General features: G+C 37.4%; 19 protein-coding genes. 15 read left to right on the top strand and 4 right to left on the bottom strand.

All coding sequences use genetic code 11. From position 1 onward, the window contains the following. Nucleotides 1-155: 155 nt before the first annotated feature. From MKY08_RS20430 to MKY08_RS20420, 3 genes are read left to right on the top strand one after another with little or no spacing between them, the layout of a single operon-like run. Nucleotides 156-620, top strand: a complete 465-nt coding sequence (locus MKY08_RS20430; protein WP_069507999.1) for a hypothetical protein — start codon at nucleotides 156-158, stop codon at nucleotides 618-620. A gap of 19 nt (nucleotides 621-639) precedes the next feature. Then, nucleotides 640-831 carry a hypothetical protein gene (locus MKY08_RS20425; RefSeq protein ID WP_024361385.1) on the top strand — a complete coding sequence of 64 codons (192 nt, stop codon included), beginning with the start codon at nucleotides 640-642 and terminating at the stop codon, nucleotides 829-831. 18 nt (nucleotides 832-849) lie between these two features. Further along, complete coding sequence (locus MKY08_RS20420; RefSeq protein ID WP_069507997.1) at nucleotides 850-1,455, top strand: alpha/beta hydrolase; 606 nt, start codon at nucleotides 850-852, stop codon at nucleotides 1,453-1,455. Nucleotides 1,456-1,510: 55 nt separating this feature from the next. On the opposite strand, the gene MKY08_RS20415 is transcribed toward MKY08_RS20420, so the two are convergent. From MKY08_RS20415 to MKY08_RS20405, 3 genes are all read right to left on the bottom strand, one after another. Then, nucleotides 1,511-3,619, bottom strand: coding sequence for an MMPL family transporter (locus MKY08_RS20415; protein ID WP_069507995.1), 2,109 nt, complete (start codon nucleotides 3,617-3,619; stop codon nucleotides 1,511-1,513). A gap of 171 nt (nucleotides 3,620-3,790) precedes the next feature. Next, complete coding sequence (locus MKY08_RS20410) at nucleotides 3,791-4,807, bottom strand: inorganic phosphate transporter (RefSeq protein WP_024361382.1); 1,017 nt, start codon at nucleotides 4,805-4,807, stop codon at nucleotides 3,791-3,793. Nucleotides 4,808-4,827: 20 nt separating this feature from the next. Then, on the bottom strand, nucleotides 4,828-5,448 hold the full coding sequence (locus MKY08_RS20405; protein WP_024361381.1) for a DUF47 domain-containing protein: 621 nt from the start codon (nucleotides 5,446-5,448) through the stop codon (nucleotides 4,828-4,830). Between the two features lie 427 nt (nucleotides 5,449-5,875). On the opposite strand from MKY08_RS20405, the gene MKY08_RS20400 reads away from it, so the two are divergent. After that, nucleotides 5,876-6,562: an ABC transporter ATP-binding protein gene (locus MKY08_RS20400; RefSeq protein ID WP_069507993.1), complete on the top strand. Its 687-nt coding sequence runs from the start codon at nucleotides 5,876-5,878 to the stop codon at nucleotides 6,560-6,562. Between the two features lies 1 nt (nucleotide 6,563). Continuing rightward, entirely contained in the window at nucleotides 6,564-7,883 is a 1,320-nt protein-coding gene (locus MKY08_RS20395; RefSeq protein WP_069507991.1) for an FtsX-like permease family protein, read from the top strand. 41 nt (nucleotides 7,884-7,924) lie between these two features. On the opposite strand, the gene MKY08_RS20390 is transcribed toward MKY08_RS20395, so the two are convergent. Continuing rightward, complete coding sequence (locus tag MKY08_RS20390; RefSeq protein WP_069507989.1) at nucleotides 7,925-9,085, bottom strand: SAM-dependent methyltransferase; 1,161 nt, start codon at nucleotides 9,083-9,085, stop codon at nucleotides 7,925-7,927. A 187-nt stretch (nucleotides 9,086-9,272) separates the two neighbouring features. Between MKY08_RS20390 and putP the strand changes: the two genes are divergently transcribed. From putP to MKY08_RS20340, 10 genes are all read left to right on the top strand, one after another. Further along, a complete protein-coding gene (gene putP, locus MKY08_RS20385; protein WP_069507987.1) occupies nucleotides 9,273-10,760 on the top strand; it encodes a sodium/proline symporter PutP in 1,488 nt (495 codons plus the stop codon). Between the two features lie 275 nt (nucleotides 10,761-11,035). Further along, a complete protein-coding gene (gene hflX / locus MKY08_RS20380; protein ID WP_069507985.1) occupies nucleotides 11,036-12,322 on the top strand; it encodes a GTPase HflX in 1,287 nt (428 codons plus the stop codon). 483 nt (nucleotides 12,323-12,805) lie between these two features. Continuing rightward, nucleotides 12,806-14,293, top strand: coding sequence for a peptide MFS transporter (locus MKY08_RS20375; protein WP_069509007.1), 1,488 nt, complete (start codon nucleotides 12,806-12,808; stop codon nucleotides 14,291-14,293). 468 nt (nucleotides 14,294-14,761) lie between these two features. Then, nucleotides 14,762-15,889, top strand: a complete 1,128-nt coding sequence (locus tag MKY08_RS20370; RefSeq protein ID WP_069508854.1) for a M20 peptidase aminoacylase family protein — start codon at nucleotides 14,762-14,764, stop codon at nucleotides 15,887-15,889. 15 nt (nucleotides 15,890-15,904) lie between these two features. Further along, entirely contained in the window at nucleotides 15,905-16,729 is an 825-nt protein-coding gene (locus MKY08_RS20365; protein WP_069508856.1) for a GNAT family N-acetyltransferase, read from the top strand. A 21-nt stretch (nucleotides 16,730-16,750) separates the two neighbouring features. Continuing rightward, nucleotides 16,751-17,860: an o-succinylbenzoate synthase gene (gene menC / locus MKY08_RS20360; RefSeq protein ID WP_069508858.1), complete on the top strand. Its 1,110-nt coding sequence runs from the start codon at nucleotides 16,751-16,753 to the stop codon at nucleotides 17,858-17,860. Between the two features lie 64 nt (nucleotides 17,861-17,924). After that, on the top strand, nucleotides 17,925-18,980 hold the full coding sequence (locus MKY08_RS20355; RefSeq protein WP_069508860.1) for a hypothetical protein: 1,056 nt from the start codon (nucleotides 17,925-17,927) through the stop codon (nucleotides 18,978-18,980). Nucleotides 18,981-19,268: 288 nt separating this feature from the next. Further along, complete coding sequence (locus MKY08_RS20350; protein WP_069508862.1) at nucleotides 19,269-20,219, top strand: ABC transporter permease; 951 nt, start codon at nucleotides 19,269-19,271, stop codon at nucleotides 20,217-20,219. Then, complete coding sequence (locus tag MKY08_RS20345) at nucleotides 20,212-21,165, top strand: iron chelate uptake ABC transporter family permease subunit (RefSeq protein ID WP_069508864.1); 954 nt, start codon at nucleotides 20,212-20,214, stop codon at nucleotides 21,163-21,165. The genes MKY08_RS20350 and MKY08_RS20345 overlap by 8 nt, the downstream gene beginning before the upstream one ends. Continuing rightward, entirely contained in the window at nucleotides 21,162-21,923 is a 762-nt protein-coding gene (locus tag MKY08_RS20340; RefSeq protein WP_069508866.1) for an ABC transporter ATP-binding protein, read from the top strand. The genes MKY08_RS20345 and MKY08_RS20340 overlap by 4 nt, the downstream gene beginning before the upstream one ends. The last annotated feature ends 9 nt before the right edge of the window (nucleotides 21,924-21,932 follow it).

Here is a 21,932-nt window from a genome sequence, read left to right as displayed (position 1 = left end):
CATGTATGGCATATAGCAGTATGCATGCTTTACGCTCATAAAGATAACTTCGAAATGAATGGAAGTTATTTTTATGAGCATTTTATGTCTATATGTTAATTTATGTAGAAAATAAGCTATACTTGTATTTACAATGAAAGAAAAGGAGCATATATATGCTAACATTTGAACAAAAACAAGCGATAATTGAATCGTTTTCCGAATTAACGAAAAAAGAAATTTCGATGAAACGAGTGAATTATCATTATATGGACAGTTTGTTTGAAAAGACGATTGTCGTAGAAAAATTGCATCCAAATGGCAATGGTTTTGTCTTTGTAGGTGATTTATTGCGCTATGAAAATGAAGCAAATGATAAAGGATTAGTCAATATTCGCGATTATGATGAGCAACAGTTGCGTGCCATTATCGAAGATGCCATTACTTATTTAGGCGAGGAACAAGAAGTAGAAGAGCCGATTATTGAAACTTGGCGTAATCGTGAAGGCGATCAATTGGAGCTTGCGTTTGAGCAACGGTCTTGGAATGTCTATCATCGAGATAATTTAGAAGAAGCCTTTGGCACATATGATGCTGCAAAAGAATACTTACTAGAAGAAGGCTTTCGTAAAAAGAACTAAGTAATATGGGGGAAACGACATGAGTGGTAAAAAATTGGTGGGGATTGTAATTGTTGTTTTAGTCATTGCATGTTTATTTTCAGTTTTTACGATTCAAAATTTTTATAAAAATAATCAAGAACAGCCAAATAGTGAAAACCGTGAAATAAATAAGTCAAAAAGTTTGAATTTAATATTACCACAGGCTACAATTATCTCGAATTCAAGATAATTGAAAGGTGATGGGTTTATGCAACATTTATTTCATAAAGGTACAGATGAAACAAAGCCAACCTTATTGTTATTACATGGTACAGGTGGGGATGAGCATTCGTTAATCAGTCTTGCAAAGGAAATTGATGCAACAGCCAATATTTTAAGTGTACGAGGTAATGTATTAGAAAACGGTATGCCTCGTTTTTTCCGTCGCTTAGCTGAAGGTGTTTTTGATATAGAAGATTTAATCTTCCGTACACAAGAATTACAAAGCTTTTTGGCAACCGCAGCAGAGGAGTATGGTTTTGATCGTACGCGCATTGTAGCGATTGGTTATTCAAACGGAGCCAATATTGCTGCAAGCTTATTATTCCACTTTGAAGATGCATTAGCAGGGGCAATTTTACATCATCCGATGGTGCCAAGACGTGGCATCGAACTACCTGCGTTACCTAATATTCCGGTATTTATAGGTGCAGGAACCAATGATCCAATGTGTACTGCACAGGAATCAGAAGATTTGGAGTCGCTGTTATCGAAAGCGGGTGCTCATGTAACGACAGCATGGTTTAACTACGGACATCAGCTCACAATGCCAGAGGTAGAGGCGGCAAGAGCGTGGTATCGTCAATCTTTTTAAACGTAAAATCCGAGAACAATGTAACTACATGTTCTCGGATTTTTTGTGTGCATCATTACTTTTTCTTAGCAAATGGTAGCCACCAGTTCCAATCACCAAATAGCTTCATAAGGCTTGGCACTAGCATAAGCCGAATAATGGTCGCGTCAATCGCGATGGCAATCGCAATACCAACACCGATTTGCTTTACAGGCATGACATCAGTAAAGGCAAATGCCCCTGTAATAACAATCATAATCAGCGCAGCAGATGTAATGATACGGCTAGTAGATGTTAGCCCATCCACTGTTGCACGCGTATTATCTGCCCCTTTTTGATATTCTTCCTGTATGCGAGAGATTAAAAATACTTCATAGTCCATACTTAAACCAAATACAAGGCAAAATACGATAACTGGAATAATAAGGACGATTGTTCCAGCCTCTATTCCAAAATGCCCATATTGGAAAATATAAACTAGTATGCCAAACGCGGATGATAATCCGATTATATTCATAATGATTGCCTTGAGAGGAATTAAAATGGAACGGAAGGCAAGCATCAAAATAAAGAACGTCGACACGATAATGATAGAAACTGCAAATATTATTTTACTAGCAATTTCATCAAAAATTTCTTGATTAAATTTCCCTTGTCCACCTAGTTTGAAGTCAACATTTAAATCCTTGTCCATCCACGTTCTGGCGAATTGCTGTGCTGCTGAAGATGAACCAGCTACATTTAATGTAATAGGAATAAATAGCTGTGTATCCTTTGAAAAAGTATCAATAATTGGTTTTAATTGTTCTGCCATTTGTGGCATTTTTAAGGAAGCGGTTAATTCCTCTGGTGATTTCATTTGGGCTGCTGTATAAATCGTTGATACTTCATCAACGAGCGGATCGTTAAGCAGTTTTTCTTGTATATCAAACAGTAGCTTTCTTCCTTGCTCGTCTTCCCAACCATCTTGGCGTTCTGCAAGTAAATATAAAACGGATGTATCACCGAGCCCAAACGTTTCATCTAATTTATCGTAAGCTGCTCGGGCATCGTATTTGGTTGGTAAAGAATCTACTTGCGGTATAGCAAGTTTAATATCCTTTAACGGAATCATCCCGATACCAAGTAATAATAAAGCGACAATAACAATAGAGACAGGTCGCTTCATAACAAAGCCAGCAAAACTGTGCCAACGATTCGTGCCACCTGGCTTTACACGTAATATACGCCATTTATTTAGGCGATCTCCTAACACCATCATTGTCGCAGGTAATAAAGTGAGACCGGAAAGCACGGCAAACAATACGACAATTGTACCACCTAGGGCAATATTGCGGAAGATTTCTACATCAATGACAATCATGGCACCAAGACCAATCATGACACAAACAGCAGAAAAAATAATAGAACGACCGGCTGTTTGGATGGCGATTTGTATAGCTTCGGCAATGCTTGAATGGTTACGCTCTTCACGATAGCGATTAATAAATAGCAGGGCGAAATCAATACTAAGGGCAAGTCCAAGCATTGGTACAATATTTAACACAAAAATGGATAAATTAACGCTACCACTTAGTAGCGTCAACAGTCCGAATGCTGTGACAACGGTAACAACTCCGATTAAAATTGGTAAAATTGCAGCTACAACGGTACCGAAAGCAAGTAATAGCACAACAATAGCGATTGGTAAACCAATGGCTTCAGCGGATGCTAAGTCCTTTTGGCTAGCTTCATTAATATCCTCCGAAATCACAGGACCACCAGTTACACTGATCCCTTCATCTTCAACTAAAGCACGAACCTCTTTGACGATAGCAGGCAAATTATCAATGTTATTTTTAAAATGTACCATGGCATAGGAAATGCCATTCTTTTGTAAAGTGGAATCATCCAATGGTGACTGAATAGAGTGAACTTCTTCAATGTCCTCTAGCTTTTGTAGGGTGTTTTCAATTTTTTTATTGCTTGCTTGATCAAAAACAACCATGATTGTTTCTGCAGGTAAGTCGAATGTTTTGGCTAGTTCATTTGTGACATAGGTATGATCAGCTTCAACAAAAAAGCCATCTCCATGCAGTTTGCTAGGAAGCTGTATAGCAAACACAGCCATTGCGATAAAAATAACAATCCAAATGGCAACGATAGCTTTTGCATGTGCAGTGATAAAAGCTGAAAAAGTTTTCATAACGATAATGCATCCCCCTTTTAAACTAGTGTAAAGGATGTGTCACTTTTTGTCGTGTGACAAAGTAGAAAATCCTGCTCGCAGTATATTGTGTGAGAATTGTGTGAGATTTGTATGAGTGCCTGGCACCGAAAAAACGGCACTTTCTGTGAGCAGAGAGTGCCGTGAATTCTAAAAGAATAAAGATAATATAAAGTAAATAACGGATGCCATTACAGCTGATATTGGCATTGTAATAATCCAAGTGGTTACAATTTTTCGTGCCATTCCCCAGTTAACACCACGAACTCGTTGTGCTGAACCAACACCCATGATGGATGAAGAAATGACGTGTGTTGTGGATACTGGTAAGTGTACTAATGTCGCACCGAAAATAACAGTAGCAGAAGCTAAGTCCGCTGCAACGCCATTTACAGGACGGATTTTCATAATTTTACCGCCGACCGTTTTAATAATTTTATAACCACCAATAGAAGTACCAAGACCCATAGCAGTAGCTGCCGCTGCTCGAATCCAAAAAGGAATTTCATCCCCAGTATGCAAGCCTCCTGCAATTAGCGCCATTGTCATAATCCCCATTGCTTTTTGGGCGTCATTTGTACCGTGCGTAAACGATTGGATAGCCGCTGTGAAAATTTGCATTGTCCGGAAGCCTTTATTCGTACGATATAAATTTAAGTTTTTAAACCATAATTTAAACAGCGTCATCATAAGAAAGCCGGCACAAATTGCAATGAGTGGTGACAATACTAATGCCATAATGATTTTTGTAAAACCGCCATAATTAAGGACGCTAAAGCCTGCAGAAGCAACTGCTGCGCCGGCAATTGAACCGATTAATGTATGTGAGGAACTTGATGGAATACCAAAGTACCAAGTAAGTAGGTTCCATATAATAGCTGAAATTAATGCGGCTAATATAACGACAGAACCAGTTGTATCTCCTTCAAAAGCATTTAAAGAGAATGGATCGACAATATCTTTTGTTAGAGCTTTTGCGACACCCACGAAAGTAATAGCACCGATAAAGTTCATCGTCGCTGCCATAATAATGGCAACACGTGGGGGCAATGCTCTTGTGGAAACCGAAGTTGCGATAGCATTTGCTGTATCATGGAAACCATTAATAAAGTCAAATGTTAGGGCAAAGATGACGACCAATACGGTTAGTATAATGATTGTATTCATTGTATTTGACCCACTCCTAGTTACGCGTTACGCATGATAATTGTTTCCATTGTGTTGGCAACGTTTTGACAATAATCAGCGATATCCTCAAGTTGTTCATAAATATCTTTAAACTTAATGATGCGGATTGGATCTTTTTCATTTAAAAATAATTGCTTAATAGAAGTTCTTTGTACTTCGTCACATTCACGCTCATAGTCTTTTATTAGAATGGCATGTGGGCGCATGCCAATAAGATTCTTTTTCTTTAACTCTTCAGTTGCTTTAACAATTTCGTCGGCACTTTTAGAAATATAGCCTAAGAAAATGCGCATTGATTCGTCAACTTCTGTTAAGGAGAACATTTCGAAGTGGGCGATACAATGCTCCGTACCATCTAACACATCGTCCATACGAATAGCGAATTCTAAAATATCTTCTCGTTCGATCGGTGTCATAAATGATTTGTTTAGCATTACGATTAGTTCATGAATGAGTTTATCGCCAGCTGTTTCGTAATTTTTCATTGTAATGCTAATCTCTTTTAAGTCAGCTACACTTGTTATACGAAAATCATTTGCGTAATGTACGGCCTCTCTCATATTTTCAGCAATTTTATGCAATGCTACAAAGAAAGGGTCTTGTTTTTTTGAGTTAAGCATGTAAATAGAATCCTCCTGGATATAGATAAAATAAACGACCTTTAAACTTTACTATCATAACAAAATCTTACGTTTATCTACATAAAATTTATCTTTCCTATATAAAACTTTACAATCCTGTAATATACATTTTGTTCACAAATATTAAGTGTTAGCGTGTGTTTATTTATATTATTACAGCATAAATGCCTATATAATAAAGGTTTCATTAAATTCAACTATTCTGTTTAGTACAGAGAGTGCTCTTTGGAAGACATAATTTTCACAAGTCGTCGATTTTGAATTGTAAAGGAATTGTAAAGATAGATATCTTCACATTTCTTAGTGTTCCCTAATTTCTTAAGAATATCTTCATTTTTATCCTTCGTTAATATTAAGAATTGTTTTCTACAATAGAGAAGTAAGAGAAAGGGGCGTCAAGTCAAAAATGATTCAAGTCGAGAACTTACAACATACATTTTTAATTGGAAAAAAAGGTAAGGAAAAACATGTACCTGTATTAAAGGGCGTAAATTTTGAAGTGAAAAAAGGAGAGATTGTCGCAATTGTGGGCAAGAGTGGCTCTGGAAAATCAACATTACTACAAATTTTAGCTGGGTTTATGAAAGCTGAACAAGGTTCTATTCGTGTGAATGGACAACAGACAGAGAAACTCACTGAAACAGAAAGTGCAGCTTTTCGATTGCGCCAGTTCGGATTTATCTTTCAAAACTTTCAACTTATGCCGGGTTTAACTGCATTTGAGAATATAGAGTTACCTTTGAAATTACAGGGTGCAAGCAAAGCTATTCGTAAAGAAAAAGTGAAAAAATTAATGGACAAAGTCGGATTATCAACAGTGGCCGACCATTATCCAAATGAATTATCAGGCGGTCAGCAACAACGTGTAAGTATTGCAAGAGCGCTGATTACCAATCCTCCTATTTTGCTTGCGGACGAGCCGACAGGGAGTCTAGATTCTGAAACAGAGCAGGATATTTTACTCCTTATTCAAAGTTTAAATCGTGAGCTTGGCTTAACCTTTGTCATTATTACGCACGATGAAGAAGTGGCAACAATCGCTCATCGTCGTTTCCGTATGTATGATGGCGAGCTTGTGAAGGAGGATGAATAACATGATATGGAAAGACCAATTGGATTTTGTTATCCAACATATTAAGAAAAATAAATTACGTGTATTTATGACTGTACTTGCTGCAACAATGGGGTGTGCATTTTTAATTGTTCTTGCATCCGTAGGGTTTGGGTTACAGGATTCGATTCGTAACGAGATACTATCAGATGAAAATATAACTAAAATTCAAGTATATGATGGCTCACAATTTACAGAGCAACAGAAAGATGAAATCAAGTCTATCGACCATGTTAAAACAGTGCTTGAAACGAGTGCAGTTAATGCAAGTGCGCACTCATATTTTGAAGATCGTGATACAAACTCAAGTCTAGTTATAACGAATATGACAGATTTTAAGAGTGTAACTGGGAAGCTTGCAAAAGGGGAATTTCCAACAAAGTCAAATGAGATTATTGTAGGATATCATTTTGCTCAAACATTATTAAATGATGCAGAACGAGATGTCATTAAAGAAAAAAGCAAAAAGGCTGAAATAGAAGGAACGTTTTACGATGGTAGTGAAGAAGGATATAAAAAGTCTTTAATTGGTAAAGAAATTGAATTATCTTTAGCTTCCAATTCCAATGGAGCGTCTGAAACTGAAAAGGTGAAATATACAATAGTTGGTGTGACAAAAAAACCATCTTATGATTGGATGATTGACAATACCGTCTATATGGATTCAACGCAAAAAGCAGCGATAGGAAGTACCCTTGCAGCATTAGATAAAGTAGCAGAAGATGAAGTGTTTAATACGGAATTCAATATTTATGCGGATAGTCTAGAAAATGTAAAGCCTATTTTGGAAAAGTTAAAAGACAAGGGCTATAGCGTGTTCTCTGTGACGGAGCAATTGGATCAGATGGATATATTTTTCCTTGTATTGAAAATTGGTTTAATTTTTGTTGGAACCATTGCAGTGTTAATCGCCTCTATTGGGATTTTCAATACGATGACAATGGCGGTTACAGAGCGTACACGTGAAATTGGGGTATTAAAGGCAATTGGCGCTAGTCCAAAGTTGATTCAACGACTCTTTTTAATGGAAAGCACATTTATTGGCATTTTAGGTACCGTTATTGCAGTTATTATTTCATATGTCATTAGCTTTACAGCAAATGCAGTTTTACCATTAATTTTAAAAGCGGCGACAGGTGAGGATGCTTTTAGTTCGTCAGATATTACTTTTTCACTTATCCCATGGCAACTTGTTATCATTGCGTCTGCCATCAGTATTGGTGTGGCGATGATTTCAGGCTACCGACCAGCTCGTAAAGCAACGAAGATAGATGTTATTCAAGCATTACGACAAGAGCTATAAAAAGAACCCGAGGCACATAATGCGCCTCGGGTTTTCATAATTTACAAATAAGCTGTTAATTCATTTGCTAAAAATGGTTTTGCATTCAAAAGTGTTACAAAGGCATCATACTTAGCACGTTGTTGTGCGGTTGGTTTTTTGCCAGTATAATACGCGCGAATTAGAATGTTTTTCGGTGTGTTCTCCATATCTATAAATTCCAACAACTGTGCTTCATAACCAACAAGTGATAAAATCTCAGCGCGAATTGAATCAGTCGCGAGAGCTGCAAAACGTTCTCGAACAAGACCGTGCTGTAACATGACATCGAGTGCCGGTGTATCAAGTTGACGGTTTAGCTCATGTTGACAACAAGGGACACTTAAAATAACACTTGCGCCCCATTTCACTGCGCGCGATAATGCCATATCTGTTGCAACATCACACGCATGTAGAGTTACGACCATGTCTACATTCGATTCATCGTTATAGTCATTAATATCCCCAACTAAAAATTCAAGTTGCTCGTAGCCTAAATCTTGTGCAATACGAGAGCATTCCTCGATTACCTCTTTTTTCAGATCTAAGCCAGTAACGCGAATATCCAACCCTTTTTCAATTTTTAAGTAATGATACAAGGCAAACGTCAAATAGGATTTTCCTGAACCAAAATCTAAAATACGGACTTGGCGATTTTTTGGTAAATAGGCTAAGGCATCGTCGATAAATTCAATGAAGCGATTAATTTGCTTGAATTTATCGTATTTTTGTTTTTTTACTTTTCCTTCTTCGCTTTGTACACCTAAACGAATTAAAAAAGGATAAGGCGTGGACTCATCAAGTAAATAGTTTTTCTTACGATTATGTGATAAGTTTACTTGCTTCGGAGTAGCTGCTTTATCTGATTTCCATAAAACTTTATTTTTTTTCGATAGTTGCACGTGTACTTTTTCTTCTTTAAAGTCGATATGTGCTTGACGGAAGTCAGTAAAAAATAGGTCAAGCTTAGGCGGGAAATCGGCTAATAGGACATTCTCATGTTTTAAAATACGCTCATATTGGTATTCAATTTGTATATGATAAGCTTCTTTCAACATGATGGGCTTTAGTTTAATACGCTTTATTTCATTGGACTTCATTCGTGGTTGACTAATTGTAGCCGCAATGAGTTGTTGTTGTGAAATCTGGTCTAGAAGCAGTGTTTTCATTTCTTCAAATGTCATTTGTTTCGCCTTCTTTGTTGTGTAATAGATGGCATTAGTGTAACACAATTTTCTTCACGTTGTTTCCATTTCAAATATTCGGTAAATCGAATATTCAGAAAATGGATTTTCGTTTTTGAACATTTTACGGTATATTAATAGTGAAAAGTATTCTATGTAAAAAAAGTGGTGAAAAGGAGGAATGCTTATGTCAGATAATACTTATCAGCTTATTGCTATTATCATTTATATGATTGTCATGCTCGGAATCGGGTGGTATGCATTCGTTAAAACTTCAAATTTAACAGATTATATGCTAGGTGGTCGATCATTAGGGCCTGCTGTTACAGCGTTGAGTGCAGGTGCTGCAGATATGTCAGGTTGGCTTTTAATGGGGCTTCCAGGGGCAATTTATGCTTCGGGACTTGTTGAAGCATGGATCGCCATTGGGTTAACAATAGGAGCTTATTTGAATTGGATGTTTGTCGCACCAAGATTACGGGTTTATACGCAAGTTTCAAATGACTCGATTACAATACCGAGTTATTTAGATAATCGCTTACGTGATCATACAAGATTAATCAGAATTGCTTCAGGACTCATTATTTTATTGTTTTTCACATTCTATGTTTCCTCAGGTATGGTAGCTGGCGGTAAGTTTTTTGACAGCTCATTTGGGTACGAATATCATACTGGTTTATTGATTGTATCAGGCGTAGTTGTTGCCTATACATTGTTTGGTGGTTTCCTAGCGGTGAGTTATACGGACTTTTTACAAGGTCTTATTATGTTTTTAGCACTGATTACAGTACCTTTATTTGGGCTATTTTTAACGGGTGGTCTTAGTGAAACAGTAGAATCCATTAAAACGGTAAACCCAGAACATTTAAGTTTATTACCAGCATCAGCGACAGCTGCAGCGATTATTTCATCGCTTGCATGGGGGTTAGGATACTTTGGGCAACCCCATATAATCGTGCGTTTTATGGCGATTAGTTCTGTAAAGGAAACGAAACAGGCTCGTCGCATCGGTATTGGTTGGATGATTTTAAGTCTTGCTGGTGCCCTTGCAACGGCATTAGTAGGTGTAGCGTACTATCAACAAAATGCAGGGGAATTAAAAGACGCTGAAACGGTCTTTATTGTACTTGGTCAAATTTTATTCCATCCATTTATCGCAGGTATTATGCTGGCTGCTATTCTTGCTGCAATTATGAGTACCATTTCATCGCAATTAATTGTCACTTCTTCAGCACTTGTTGAAGATATTTACAAGGCGTTATTTAATAAAACAGCAAACGATAAACATTATGTGTTTATTGGGCGTATGGCAGTTTTAGTAGTAGCCATTATTGCAGCAATTTTAGCTTGGAACCCTGAAAACTCCATTTTAAATTTAGTAGGGTTTGCTTGGGCTGGCTTTGGGGCTGCGTTTGGTCCAATAATTTTATTATCATTATATTGGAAGAAATTGACGAATTACGGAGCGCTTAGTGGAATGGTGACAGGTGCGGCAACAGCCTTTATATGGGGCAAAATAAAGCTGCTTTCAACTACTTTATACGAAATCGTTCCAGGATTCTTTGTTTGTTTAATAGTAGCCGTTGTTGTAAGTATGGTGACATATAAGAGAAATGCTGAAATTGAGGAAGAATTCGATCGTACCGAAACATTGTTAAAAAAAGAGCAAGGATAAGTCGATAAGAGTAAGCGAATGTTCGTTTACTCATTTCTAAATAAACATAGTTTATCTACATTAAAGCATGCGCCCAATTTTCTAGTCTAGGGCGCATTTGTTTTTTTATAATGAGCAGACTATTTTTGATGATTCGACTTTGAAGTATGTGCTATATAAATAACGCTGCGGTGGAAGGAATCCTTGCCGACTAAAAGACACAGTTTCGGGTATTATATGGTAAGATGAAGAAAATTTGTTATAGCAACACCAAGGCGTTGGTGGGAGGATTGTGAATGGATAAATTGAAAGAAGTAGATGTATTGTTAGAAAAGGCCATATTAGTTGGTGTTAATTTACGTAATGATAAACATTTTGAGTATTCGATGGAGGAGCTTACTAATTTAGCTGAAGCTTTAAATGTGGAAGTGATGGGTATCGTCACGCAAAATTTAGAGCGAGTCACACCATCTCATTATGTCGGGACAGGTAAAATCGAAGAGATAAAAAGTTTTTATGAAGAAGCACAAGCTAATCTTGTGATTTTTAATGATGAATTATCACCTTCACAAATCCGTAATTTAGAGCGCGATTTAGAGACAAAAGTCATTGATCGGACGATGTTAATTTTAGATATTTTTGGACGCCGTGCCAAAACACGTGAAGCACAAATGCAAGTTGAGCTGGCGCAACTTCAATATATGCTTCCGCGTTTAGTCGGTTTACATGCTTCCCTAAGCCGTCAAGGTGGTGGTACTGGTGGCGGTTTTAAAAACCGTGGAGCAGGTGAGACCAAGCTTGAGTTAGATCGACGAAAAATTGAAGATCAAATTTCTAAAATAAAAAAAGAGCTCGAGCAAGTAATGGAGCAACGAGAAACTCAACGAAAACAAAGAAGAAAAAATGCTGTACCCGTTGTGTCTATTGTGGGCTATACGAATGCTGGCAAATCAACGATCATGAACCAGCTGCTTGCTAAAATTGGACAAGAGGATCATAAACAAGTATTTGAGAAGGATATGCTATTTGCTACACTCGAAACGTCTGTCCGTTATATTGAATTACATGATAAGAAATCGTTTTTATTAACAGATACAGTTGGCTTTATTAGTAAGTTACCGCATCATCTAGTAAAAGCGTTTCGTTCAACATTAGAAGAAGCGCGGGATGCAGATTTATTGCTCCACGTTGTAGATGTTTCAAATGCAGAGCATGGCTTTATGATGGATGTTACAAATGAAACGTTAAAAGCGGTTGGAGTGGAGGGAATCCCTACTATTTATGTATATAATAAGGCGGACTTAGCAAATGTGCCGTATCCTGTTATCAGTGGGGACAATATTTGGATTTCTGCAAAGCAAGGCAATGGTTTAGACGAACTTTTACAAATTATACGTCAGCATATTTTTTCTGATTATGTAACTTGTAAAATGCTTATTCCATATGAGCAAGGAAATGTTGTTTCTTATTTAAATGAAAATGCGACGATTTATGAAACGGCATATGAAGAAGCAGGGACATTATTAAAGCTTGAAGCAAAAGAAGCCGATTACGCAAAATATCAACATTTTGTAGTTAAATAACATAGAATTAAATGTAAGTGAGCTAACACGTAGCTAGAAAAGGGGCTTAGCTTATTTCTATGGAAGTGACACATATAACGGAATAAAGCTTGTGCGTTGAGATAAGGTCGCAAAGCACTTGTTATAACTTCTATTAATTGGTAATAATGCATTTTGAAATAATGAACAATCAATGGTGATTATCGCCATTGATTTTTTTATTTGCATAAAAAAATATTTTCTGATTATATAGTATTTTGAAATATTATATTAATATTTTATTCTTTTATAAAGCAAAAAGTGCGAAAACGTAGATATTTCAATATATTTAAGAAAATATCATCTAATCAATCTGAATATAGAGAAAACTGATAAATTTTCAACATTTTTTAAAACTCTTGATAAAGTGACTAAAACGCTTTAGTATGGTGAAACATAGTTTTTTATCCTTACTAATGGGTAATAATATTTTTAAGGAATAATAAAATGGGAGAGGATATTGTTATGTCTACTAAAGATGAAATTGTAAAATCCGTCCCTCAAAATGGTTTTGTCGGACACCCTAAGGGGCTCTTTACATTATTTTTCACAGAATTTTGGGAACGTTTTTCATACTATGGGATGCGAGCGATTCTAATTTTCTTCATGTATTATGAATTAAATGAAGGTGGATTAGGTCTTGATCGCGGTACAGCGAACTCCATTATGGCCATATATGGTTCCCTTGTTTATATGTCGGGTATTATTGGTGGCTGGATAGCCGATCGACTTTTAGGTACACGTAAAACGATTTTTTATGGTGGCGTGTTAATTATGATAGGTCACTTCCTGCTAGCATTCCCTGGCGGTGTGACAATGTTATTTGTGTCGATGGCGTTTATTGTTATCGGTACTGGTTTATTAAAACCGAATGTCTCAAGTATTGTAGGGGATATTTATGCTGAAACAGATAGTCGTCGTGATGCAGGGTTCTCGATTTTCTATATGGGCATTAATATGGGTGCATTCATTGCGCCGTTTATTGTCGGAACAATTGGACAAAAGTATAGTTTCCATTTAGGCTTTAGTTTAGCAGCCGTTGGTATGTTAATTGGTTTAATTGTTTTTAAAGTAACAGAGAAAAAATATCTAGGATTAGCGGGCTTACAAGTAAATAACCCGTTACAACCAGAAGAACGTAAAAAAGTCTTTACACAATTCGCTATTGTAGCGCTAATTATTCTTGTCTTAGGTGGCATCGGCATTAAAACTGGTATGCTAACGATGAATGTCTTTAGTTTACTTATTACTATTCTTGGGGTGCTTATTCCAACAGCTTTCTTTATTTATATGTACCGTAGTAAGAAAACAACGAAAGATGAGAAATCTCGTCTTCTTGCATACATTCCGCTGTTTTTAGCGGCAGTTATGTTTTGGGCTATTCAAGAGCAAGGTGCAACAATCCTTGCGACGTATGCAGATGAGCGTACACAGTTAAATCTTGGTGGCTTCCAGTTGGAATCATCTTGGTTCCAATCACTAAATCCTTTATTTGTTATTACATTATCACCACTATTTGCGATGTTATGGCTAAAATGGGGCGATAAGCAACCATCCACACCACGTAAATTTTCTTATTCACTATTCTTTGCAGGATTATCATTTTTAGTGATGATGATTCCGGCACATCTATCTGGTGGACAAGCTTTAGTTAGTCCGTTGTGGTTAGTATTATCATTCTTTTTAGTAGTAGTTGGGGAATTATTATTATCTCCTGTAGGTCTGTCTGCAACAACGAAATTAGCTCCACAAGCTTTTGCTGCACAAACAATGTCACTGTGGTTTTTAACTAGTGCTGCGGCTCAAGCGATTAACGCTCAACTAGTTAAGGTATATGAGGTTGTAAGTGAATTCACATATTTCGGATTTTTAGGATCATTGTCAATTCTTATTGGCATACTCTTATTAGTACTTTCACCGATTATTTCTAAAGCGATGCGAGGCATTAATTAGTTGAATATGCTGGGATAATAGAGAAAAGTGTTAGATTGACTGTCATCAATCTAGCACTTTTTTGCTATGGCGTTTTGTCCGCTACGGTGGTGCTTTCCGCGGGCACACACGTAAGCCGCAACCCTCGCTAGCGCGCGGTTCATTGCGTCTTACGCTACGTGCATTCCCACAGGAGTCACCGCCTCCACTCCCAACAACTAGTACAAGATTCTATTTATTGTTTACTGCAAAAGAATAAACAGCTAAGGTTTCGTTTATTTTGCATAATAGAGAAAAGTGTTGTTGTCCACTAAAATGGTGTTTTCCGCGGATACATCGTCAGTCGCAACAAAACTAAAAGACATTGCTACGCATCTTTTTTGTCTTTTGTGTAGTCTATTAGCTAGAAGATAATTTAATTTTCTGTAGAATAGGACTATTTTTCGTTATAATAATCTTACTAGTAACAATTTTAAGGGGGTGGTTGTCATGAAAGAAGCATTGGATCGTTTGAGGCCAAGATTAATGGAGATTTTCACGTATTTACATGCACACCCAGAAATAAGCTGGAAAGAGGTAGAGACAACAAATTATATTGTTGATTTGTTGACGCGTGAAGGATTTTCCCCACAACGCTTTAAAAATTGTACAGGGCTTTATGTTGATATCGGCAAGGGAAATCCCAAAGTGGGCTTACGTACGGATATTGATGCATTATGGCAAGAAGTAGATGGTGAGTTTAGAGCGAATCATTCCTGTGGACATGATGGTCATATGACAATGGCAATTGGTGCACTCTTACTATTGAAAGAGCAATCTCAATTATTAAAAGGAACAGTACGTGTTATTTTTCAACCAGCTGAAGAAAAAGGAACGGGCGCATTAGCTGTTCTAGAAGAAGGTATTATTGATGATTTAGATTATTTATTTGGCGTCCATTTAAGACCTGTCCATGAGCTTGAAGATGGTACATACTGTGCAGCGTTGTATCACGGCGCATCCCGTTTACTGGAAGGGGAAATCATAGGCGAGGACGCCCATGCAGCAAGGCCGCATCTCGGTGTAAATGCAATTGAAGTAGGGGCAACGATAATAGAGGATTTACGTACAATTCATACAGATCCAATGGTGCCTGTCTCCATTAAGATGACAAAATTTCAAGCAGGAGGAGCTTCAGGCAATATAATTCCGGGAAAAGCCGCCTTTACTATTGATATACGAGCACAACGCAACGATGTTATGGAGACACTCGCTCTAGGTGTAAAGCGCGTAATTGATTCTTCAAAAATATTGCATAAAGTGCAAATTGAATTACGAACAGTTGCTAATATTGTTGCTGCTGAGGTAGATACGACGGCTCAATATATTATGGAGCAAGCTATTGTAAAGGCTGCTGGATTGTCTAATTTACGTAAGCCTGTACATACCCCAGGAGGAGAGGATTTTCATCATTATGCGGTGCAACGTCCGCACTTAAAATCAACTATGCTCGGTCTAGGTTGCGGATTAACACCAGGGCTACATCATCCAAAAATGAAATTTAAACAGGCAAGACTTGTAACAGGAGTCGAAATTCTGACAAACGCTGTGTTAGGAGCATTAGAACTAGAACCATAAAGGAGGCATCAGAACATGTTAAAAAACGTTGTTATTAAAAAAATGATGACACCTGCGGAGATTGCTGAGGTGCAATGCTTAAATGCTGAAATTTGGGGGAGTCAGGCAATTCCATCGCATCAAATTTTAGCGGCTGTACAAAACGGTGGATTATTGTTGGGTGCTTTTCTTGAAAGTCGGCTAATTGGTTTTAATTACTGCTTTGTAGGCTATTTGGACGGAAAAATGTATTTACACTCACACATGATTGGTGTTGACAAAACATATCGTGAACAAGGTGTGGGAGAACTATTGAAGCATGCCCAACAAGAGTATGCAAGAGAGAACGGATTTCAACTTGTTCGCTGGTTAATTGATCCATTAGAAGCGCGTTTAGCAAATTTAACGTTCTTAAAGCTTAGTGCTTTTAGTAATCAGTATGAGGTGGATTATTACGGTCCACTGCAAGACGATTTTAATGATGGACTACCTTCGGACAGGATTGCAGTCGAATGGTGGATTGAGCGCAATCATGCAGACGATTGTTTAGATGAGCTAGAAGAAGTGGCAGAACAAATAGCATCGTGGTCGCTGACAGTCGACGGATTGCCTGTGCTCGATCAAGATGGTGAATTCGATAGTAAGCAACAATTTTATAAGGACGCTTATTTAGTGCCAATTCCACAGCATTTGCAAAAGATAAAAGTGGAGAGTCCTAAATTAGCGGAGGACTGGCGTTATAAGATTCGTACGATTTTAACAACCTTTTTTGAGCAAGAATATGCAATTGTTCGTGTGAAAAAGCACAAAGAATACGTTCATTTTTATCTGTTGGTCAGACGCTCTTTATTGGCTTTATAATATGGATAAGGAGTGACGTTTGTGAGAATAGAAGAAATTACGATTAGGCATTTAAAAATGCCAATGAAGGCACCGTTTACAACGAGCTTTGGTACTGTTGCCGAAAAAGAGCTATTGCTTTTAGAGGTGAAGGATGCAAGTGGCACAATTGGATGGGGTGAGACAGTTGCTTTTGTAGCACCTTGGTATACAGAGGAAACACTAAAAACGACGTGGCATATGTTAGAGGACTTTTTAATGCCTGCTTTGCTACATAAAGACATTGCACATCCAGATGAGGTTAGTACCTTGTTCGCCTCTATTCGGCGTAATGGCATGGCTAAAGCCTCGATTGAAGGTGCAGTGTGGGACATTTATGCTCAGCAAACAAAGCAATCTCTCGCCCATGCATTAGGTGGAAGCAAGGACCTTATTGATGTAGGCATTAGTGTAGGCATTCAATCTAGTACTGAAAAGCTATTAGAGCTAATAAAGGACTATGTGGAAAAAGGCTATAAACGAGTAAAGGTAAAAATAAAACCGGGCTACGATGTCGAAGTCATTCGGGCTATTCGTGCCGCATTTCCTAATTTGCCGTTAATGGCGGATGCAAACTCAGCGTATACATTAAATGATATCGAAGTGCTACAGCAGCTGGATGCATTTAATCTGCTAATGATTGAGCAACCACTTGCAGCAGACGATATTATCGATCATGCCAAGCTTCAAAAGCAGTTGAAAACACCAATCTGCTTAGATGAAAGCATTACATCACTAGAAGATGCTAGGAAAGCAATTGAGCTAGGTAGCTGTGGTGTAATCAACATTAAAATTGGGCGTGTAGGCGGCATAACAGAAGCCAAAAAAATACATGACTATTGCCAACAACATGCTATTCCTGTTTGGTGTGGGGGTATGTTAGAAGCGGGCATCGGACGAGCACATAATATCGCTTTAACAGCGCTTTCTAATTTTGTACTGCCTGGTGATACCGCAGGTTCTAGCCATTATTGGTACGAGGATATTGTTACACCAGAAATCATAGTAGAAGATGGGCATATTCGTGTGCCACAGAGCATCGGTATCGGCTATAAGCCGAATTTAGATATTATTGATAAATTAACAATTAGCAAAAAAATCTATAAAGGGTAATAGAGCTTGGCATATTTTCCATCATGATTGTTAGTATTGCATAAATAGTCGAGGAGAGAAGTGATTGAAAAAGAGCTTACAAATCGGCGGTGCTTATGTAGGAATTATCGTCGGTGCGGGGTTTGCATCAGGACAAGAAATCATTCAATATTTCACGAGTTATGGCAATAAGGGGATTTTAGGTGCTCTTTTGGCGACACTGTGGTTTGCCTTTGTGGGAATGTGTATAGCACAAATAAGTTCGAGATTGCAGACAACGTCTCATAAGGATTTGATTTATCAAATTTCAGGTAATACGATCGGCTTTTTAATGGACTTTGTGTTATCGCTATTTTTGTTTGGTGTATCAGTCATTATGTTTGCTGGTGCTGGCGCTACCTTTGAGCAAATGTTTGGACTACCTGTATGGCTGGGGAGCATTTGTATGATTGCCCTTACCATGATGACAGTAATGATGAATGTAAAAAGCATTATTAATATTATTGCAATTGCAACGCCTTATTTATTAGCTGTCGTAACAATTATTGCAGTCTATTCAATAGCTACGATGGATTTATCGTTTGCGGAGCAAGCAACAATAGCAGAACAGCAGTTACAAACATCCTCTAAAAGCTGGTGGGTAACGGCTTTGCTCTATATGTCTTTTAATATCGGCGTATGCTTCTCGCTCCTTACAGTGATGTGTGGTGCAATCCGTAATGAACGAATTGCAGGTATGGGTGGCATTATTGGTGGACTGTTGTTAGGCGCGCTCATTCTACTTATTCATTTTTCTCTTCTTGCTAAAATGAACGTTATTGTCGGGGTAGATATTCCAATGTTAGCGTTGGCAAATGAAATTCATCCAATCGTAGGGTTATTAATGTCATTTTCATTATTAGGAATGATTTACAATACAGCGGTAGGAATGTTTTATTCATTTACGGTACGATTTTTTAAACCGACAAAGCCTAGCTTTAAGGTTGCTGTAATTTTTATGGGTGGTTTAGGATTTTTGGCAAGCTTAGTGGGCTTTACGACACTTGTATCAAAATTATATGCAGTGATGGGCTATGTAGGGTTTATTTTGGTGGGGTCTATTATTTTTGCATGGCTACGAGGTATAAGACGAGTAGTGTAATTAAAAGGTAATTGAGAAGGAAAAGCTACGCCATTCTCAATTACCTTTTTATTTTGGAGGAACTTGCGGGTTTGGGAGCGCGTTGAAATGCAATAAAAAATAAGTCGTTTAGCCAATATTATTGTTGAAAAATCAAAGTTTTCAAGTATTTCCACTTAAAACGAGAACAATTCTCAATAGTTGGTTGACTGATAATAGAAAGATGCTTATAATGAGAATCGTGAGTAATGATAATCATTTTCATCCGATAATTAATTACAAGCAAAAATGAATCTACCGGGGATTACAATGAAAATAAGATATCTTTTAACAGCAACTGTTGTGTTGTCTATTGTGTCGCTATTCATTGGTGTAGTAAATATTAAGCCAAGTGACTTATTAGACTTCGGTTCAGAAGAAACTAGACTATTTATTATTAGTCGTGTACCAAGACTTGTAGCAATTTTGCTAGCAGGTGCAGGTATGAGTATTGCTGGTTTAATTATGCAAAGCTTAAGTAGGAATAAGTTCGTGTCACCAACTACAGCAGGAACTTTAGATGCTACGAAATTAGGCGTCCTAATTTCAATGATGTTATTTACGAATGTCACGTACTTCCAAAAAATTTCCTTCGCTTTCATATTTGCTTTAGCCGGCACATTATTGTTTATGCAAATATTAAATCGAATAAAGTTTAAAGATGCGATTTTTATACCGCTTATTGGCTTAATGTTCGGAAATATTCTTTCGTCGATTACGACATTCTTTGCGTATAAGGCAGATATAATCCAAAACATTACTGCATGGTTACAAGGAGATTTCTCTTTAATAATGAAAGGTCGTTATGAGCTTTTATACATAAGTGTACCTGTTCTAATTTTAGCTTACATTTATGCGAATCGTTTCACAGTGGCTGGTATGGGTGAAGATTTTGCAAAAAATCTTGGTCTTTCCTATAAATTCGTTGTGAATTTAGGTCTAGTGTTAGTAGCACTCGTAACAACTACAGTGGTATTAACTGTTGGTGTGATTCCTTTCCTTGGATTAATTATTCCAAATATCATATCGCTATTCAAAGGGGATAACCTTGCAAAGACATTACCACATACAGCATTACTCGGAATGTCATTCCTATTATTATGTGATATTTTAGGACGCGTCTTGATTTTCCCTTATGAAATTCCGATTAGTATGACGGTCGGCGTCATCGGAAGTGCCATCTTCCTATTTATGTTGTTTAGGGGGAGAGCATATGCGTAACCGTACCAAAATGTTGATATTACTAGGTTTAGCAGTAATTGCTATGTTACTGTATGTCTTTTATGAACTAAATGGGAACTATCATTATGCGTTCCCTCGTCGCCTCATTAAAGTGGTGGCGATGGCATTAACGGGAATTGCCATTGCATATTCCACAGTGGTATTCCAAACGATTACACATAATCGTATATTAACACCAAGTGTTATGGGACTTGATGCGTTATATATGATGGTGCAAACAATAATTTATTACTTCTTTGGTTCTATGTCCATATTCGTTATTAACGCGCAATATAATTTCTTGTTAGCTGTTACAGCTATGGTAATTTTTGCACTAATTTTCTATCGGGTATTGTTCAAAGAAGGGAAACGACCGATTTACTTCCTGCTGCTAGTCGGAATGATTGTCGGAACGTTTTTAGGAAGTGTCACAACATTCTTCCAAGTATTAATTGATCCTAACGAGTTCTTAAGCTTACAAAGTAAAATGTTCGCCAGCTTTAATAATGTGAATTCAGATTTAGTATGGTTAGCAGGTTTTGTGATTGTCGGAACTTTTGTATACGGATGGCGTCATATGAGCCAACTTGATGTGATGTCCCTTGGTCGTGATACTGCGATAAACCTAGGAGTACCTTATGATAAGCTTGTACAGCGCATGCTTATTCTATCTTCTATATTAATTGCCGTTTCTACAGCTCTTGTTGGGCCTATTACATTCTTTGGCTTAATCGTAGCGAATTTATCGTATCAGTTTTTCAAGACGTACAAGCACTCTGTGTTAATCGCAGGCTCTTGTGTGATGAGTATTGTTGCTTTAGTCGGTGGACAGTGGATGGTCGAACGTATTTTTAACTTCGATACAACACTTAGCGTCATTATCAACTTTGTAGGTGGTGTGTACTTCATCTACTTATTATTGAAGGAAAGTAGGTCAGCAGGATGATCCAAGTAAAAGAAATTTCTAAGTTTTTTGGGAAAAAGCCTGTCATTCAAGATGTTAGTGTAGACGTTGCGCCAGGGAAAATTACGTCTTTTATCGGACCGAATGGTGCAGGTAAATCAACATTGCTTTCAATGGTAAGCCGTTTACTGAATGCAGACACTGGAGAAGTACTACTGGATAAGTCGGATGTGCGTCGCTGGAAATCCGATGACTTTGCAAAGCGCGTATCGATTTTAAAGCAGTCAAACTACATGAATGTACGTCTAACCATACGCGAACTCGTATCATTTGGTCGTTTTCCTTATTCAAAAGGGAACCTAAAACCAGAGGATGAGCAAAAAGTAGATGAGGCAATACAATATATGAATTTAGACGATATTCAGCATAACTACTTGGATGAATTATCGGGTGGTCAGCGTCAACGGGCATTTATTGCAATGGTCATTGCACAGGACACCGACTATATTCTATTAGATGAGCCACTTAACAATTTGGACATGAAGCATTCCGTGCAAATCATGAAAATATTGCGTAAGTTGGTCGATGAGTTAGGAAAAACGGTTGTCATTGTTTTACATGATATTAACTTTGCATCTGTCTATTCTGATTATATCGTCGCTTTAAAAAATGGACGTGTTGTAAAAGATGGTCCAACGAATGACATTATTAACTCAGATGCACTAAAGGAAATCTATGATATGGATATCCCTGTTCAAGAGCAGAATGGCTGTCGCATTTGTGTGTATTTTAACTCATAGTAATAATAG

The sequence above is a fragment of the Lysinibacillus sp. FSL M8-0337 genome, from assembly GCF_038593855.1.
Lineage (GTDB): Bacteria > Bacillota > Bacilli > Bacillales_A > Planococcaceae > Lysinibacillus > Lysinibacillus sphaericus_D.
This window is presented reverse-complemented; position numbering and strand designations above follow the sequence as displayed.

Coding starts and splice junctions, on each gene's coding strand:
- MKY08_RS20425 (WP_024361385.1), top strand. CDS start 640: ATGAGTGGTAAAAAATTGGTGGGGATTGTAATTGTTGTTTTAGTCATT.
- MKY08_RS20375 (WP_069509007.1), top strand. CDS start 12,806: ATGTCTACTAAAGATGAAATTGTAAAATCCGTCCCTCAAAATGGTTTT.
- MKY08_RS20390 (WP_069507989.1), bottom strand. CDS start 9,085: ATGACATTTGAAGAAATGAAAACACTGCTTCTAGACCAGATTTCACAA.
- MKY08_RS20415 (WP_069507995.1), bottom strand. CDS start 3,619: ATGAAAACTTTTTCAGCTTTTATCACTGCACATGCAAAAGCTATCGTT.
- MKY08_RS20365 (WP_069508856.1), top strand. CDS start 15,905: ATGTTAAAAAACGTTGTTATTAAAAAAATGATGACACCTGCGGAGATT.
- putP (WP_069507987.1), top strand. CDS start 9,273: ATGTCAGATAATACTTATCAGCTTATTGCTATTATCATTTATATGATT.
- MKY08_RS20430 (WP_069507999.1), top strand. CDS start 156: ATGCTAACATTTGAACAAAAACAAGCGATAATTGAATCGTTTTCCGAA.
- MKY08_RS20405 (WP_024361381.1), bottom strand. CDS start 5,448: ATGCTTAACTCAAAAAAACAAGACCCTTTCTTTGTAGCATTGCATAAA.
- MKY08_RS20370 (WP_069508854.1), top strand. CDS start 14,762: ATGAAAGAAGCATTGGATCGTTTGAGGCCAAGATTAATGGAGATTTTC.
- MKY08_RS20420 (WP_069507997.1), top strand. CDS start 850: ATGCAACATTTATTTCATAAAGGTACAGATGAAACAAAGCCAACCTTA.
- MKY08_RS20395 (WP_069507991.1), top strand. CDS start 6,564: ATGATATGGAAAGACCAATTGGATTTTGTTATCCAACATATTAAGAAA.
- MKY08_RS20340 (WP_069508866.1), top strand. CDS start 21,162: ATGATCCAAGTAAAAGAAATTTCTAAGTTTTTTGGGAAAAAGCCTGTC.
- MKY08_RS20350 (WP_069508862.1), top strand. CDS start 19,269: ATGAAAATAAGATATCTTTTAACAGCAACTGTTGTGTTGTCTATTGTG.
- MKY08_RS20345 (WP_069508864.1), top strand. CDS start 20,212: ATGCGTAACCGTACCAAAATGTTGATATTACTAGGTTTAGCAGTAATT.
- MKY08_RS20400 (WP_069507993.1), top strand. CDS start 5,876: ATGATTCAAGTCGAGAACTTACAACATACATTTTTAATTGGAAAAAAA.
- hflX (WP_069507985.1), top strand. CDS start 11,036: ATGGATAAATTGAAAGAAGTAGATGTATTGTTAGAAAAGGCCATATTA.
- MKY08_RS20410 (WP_024361382.1), bottom strand. CDS start 4,807: ATGAATACAATCATTATACTAACCGTATTGGTCGTCATCTTTGCCCTA.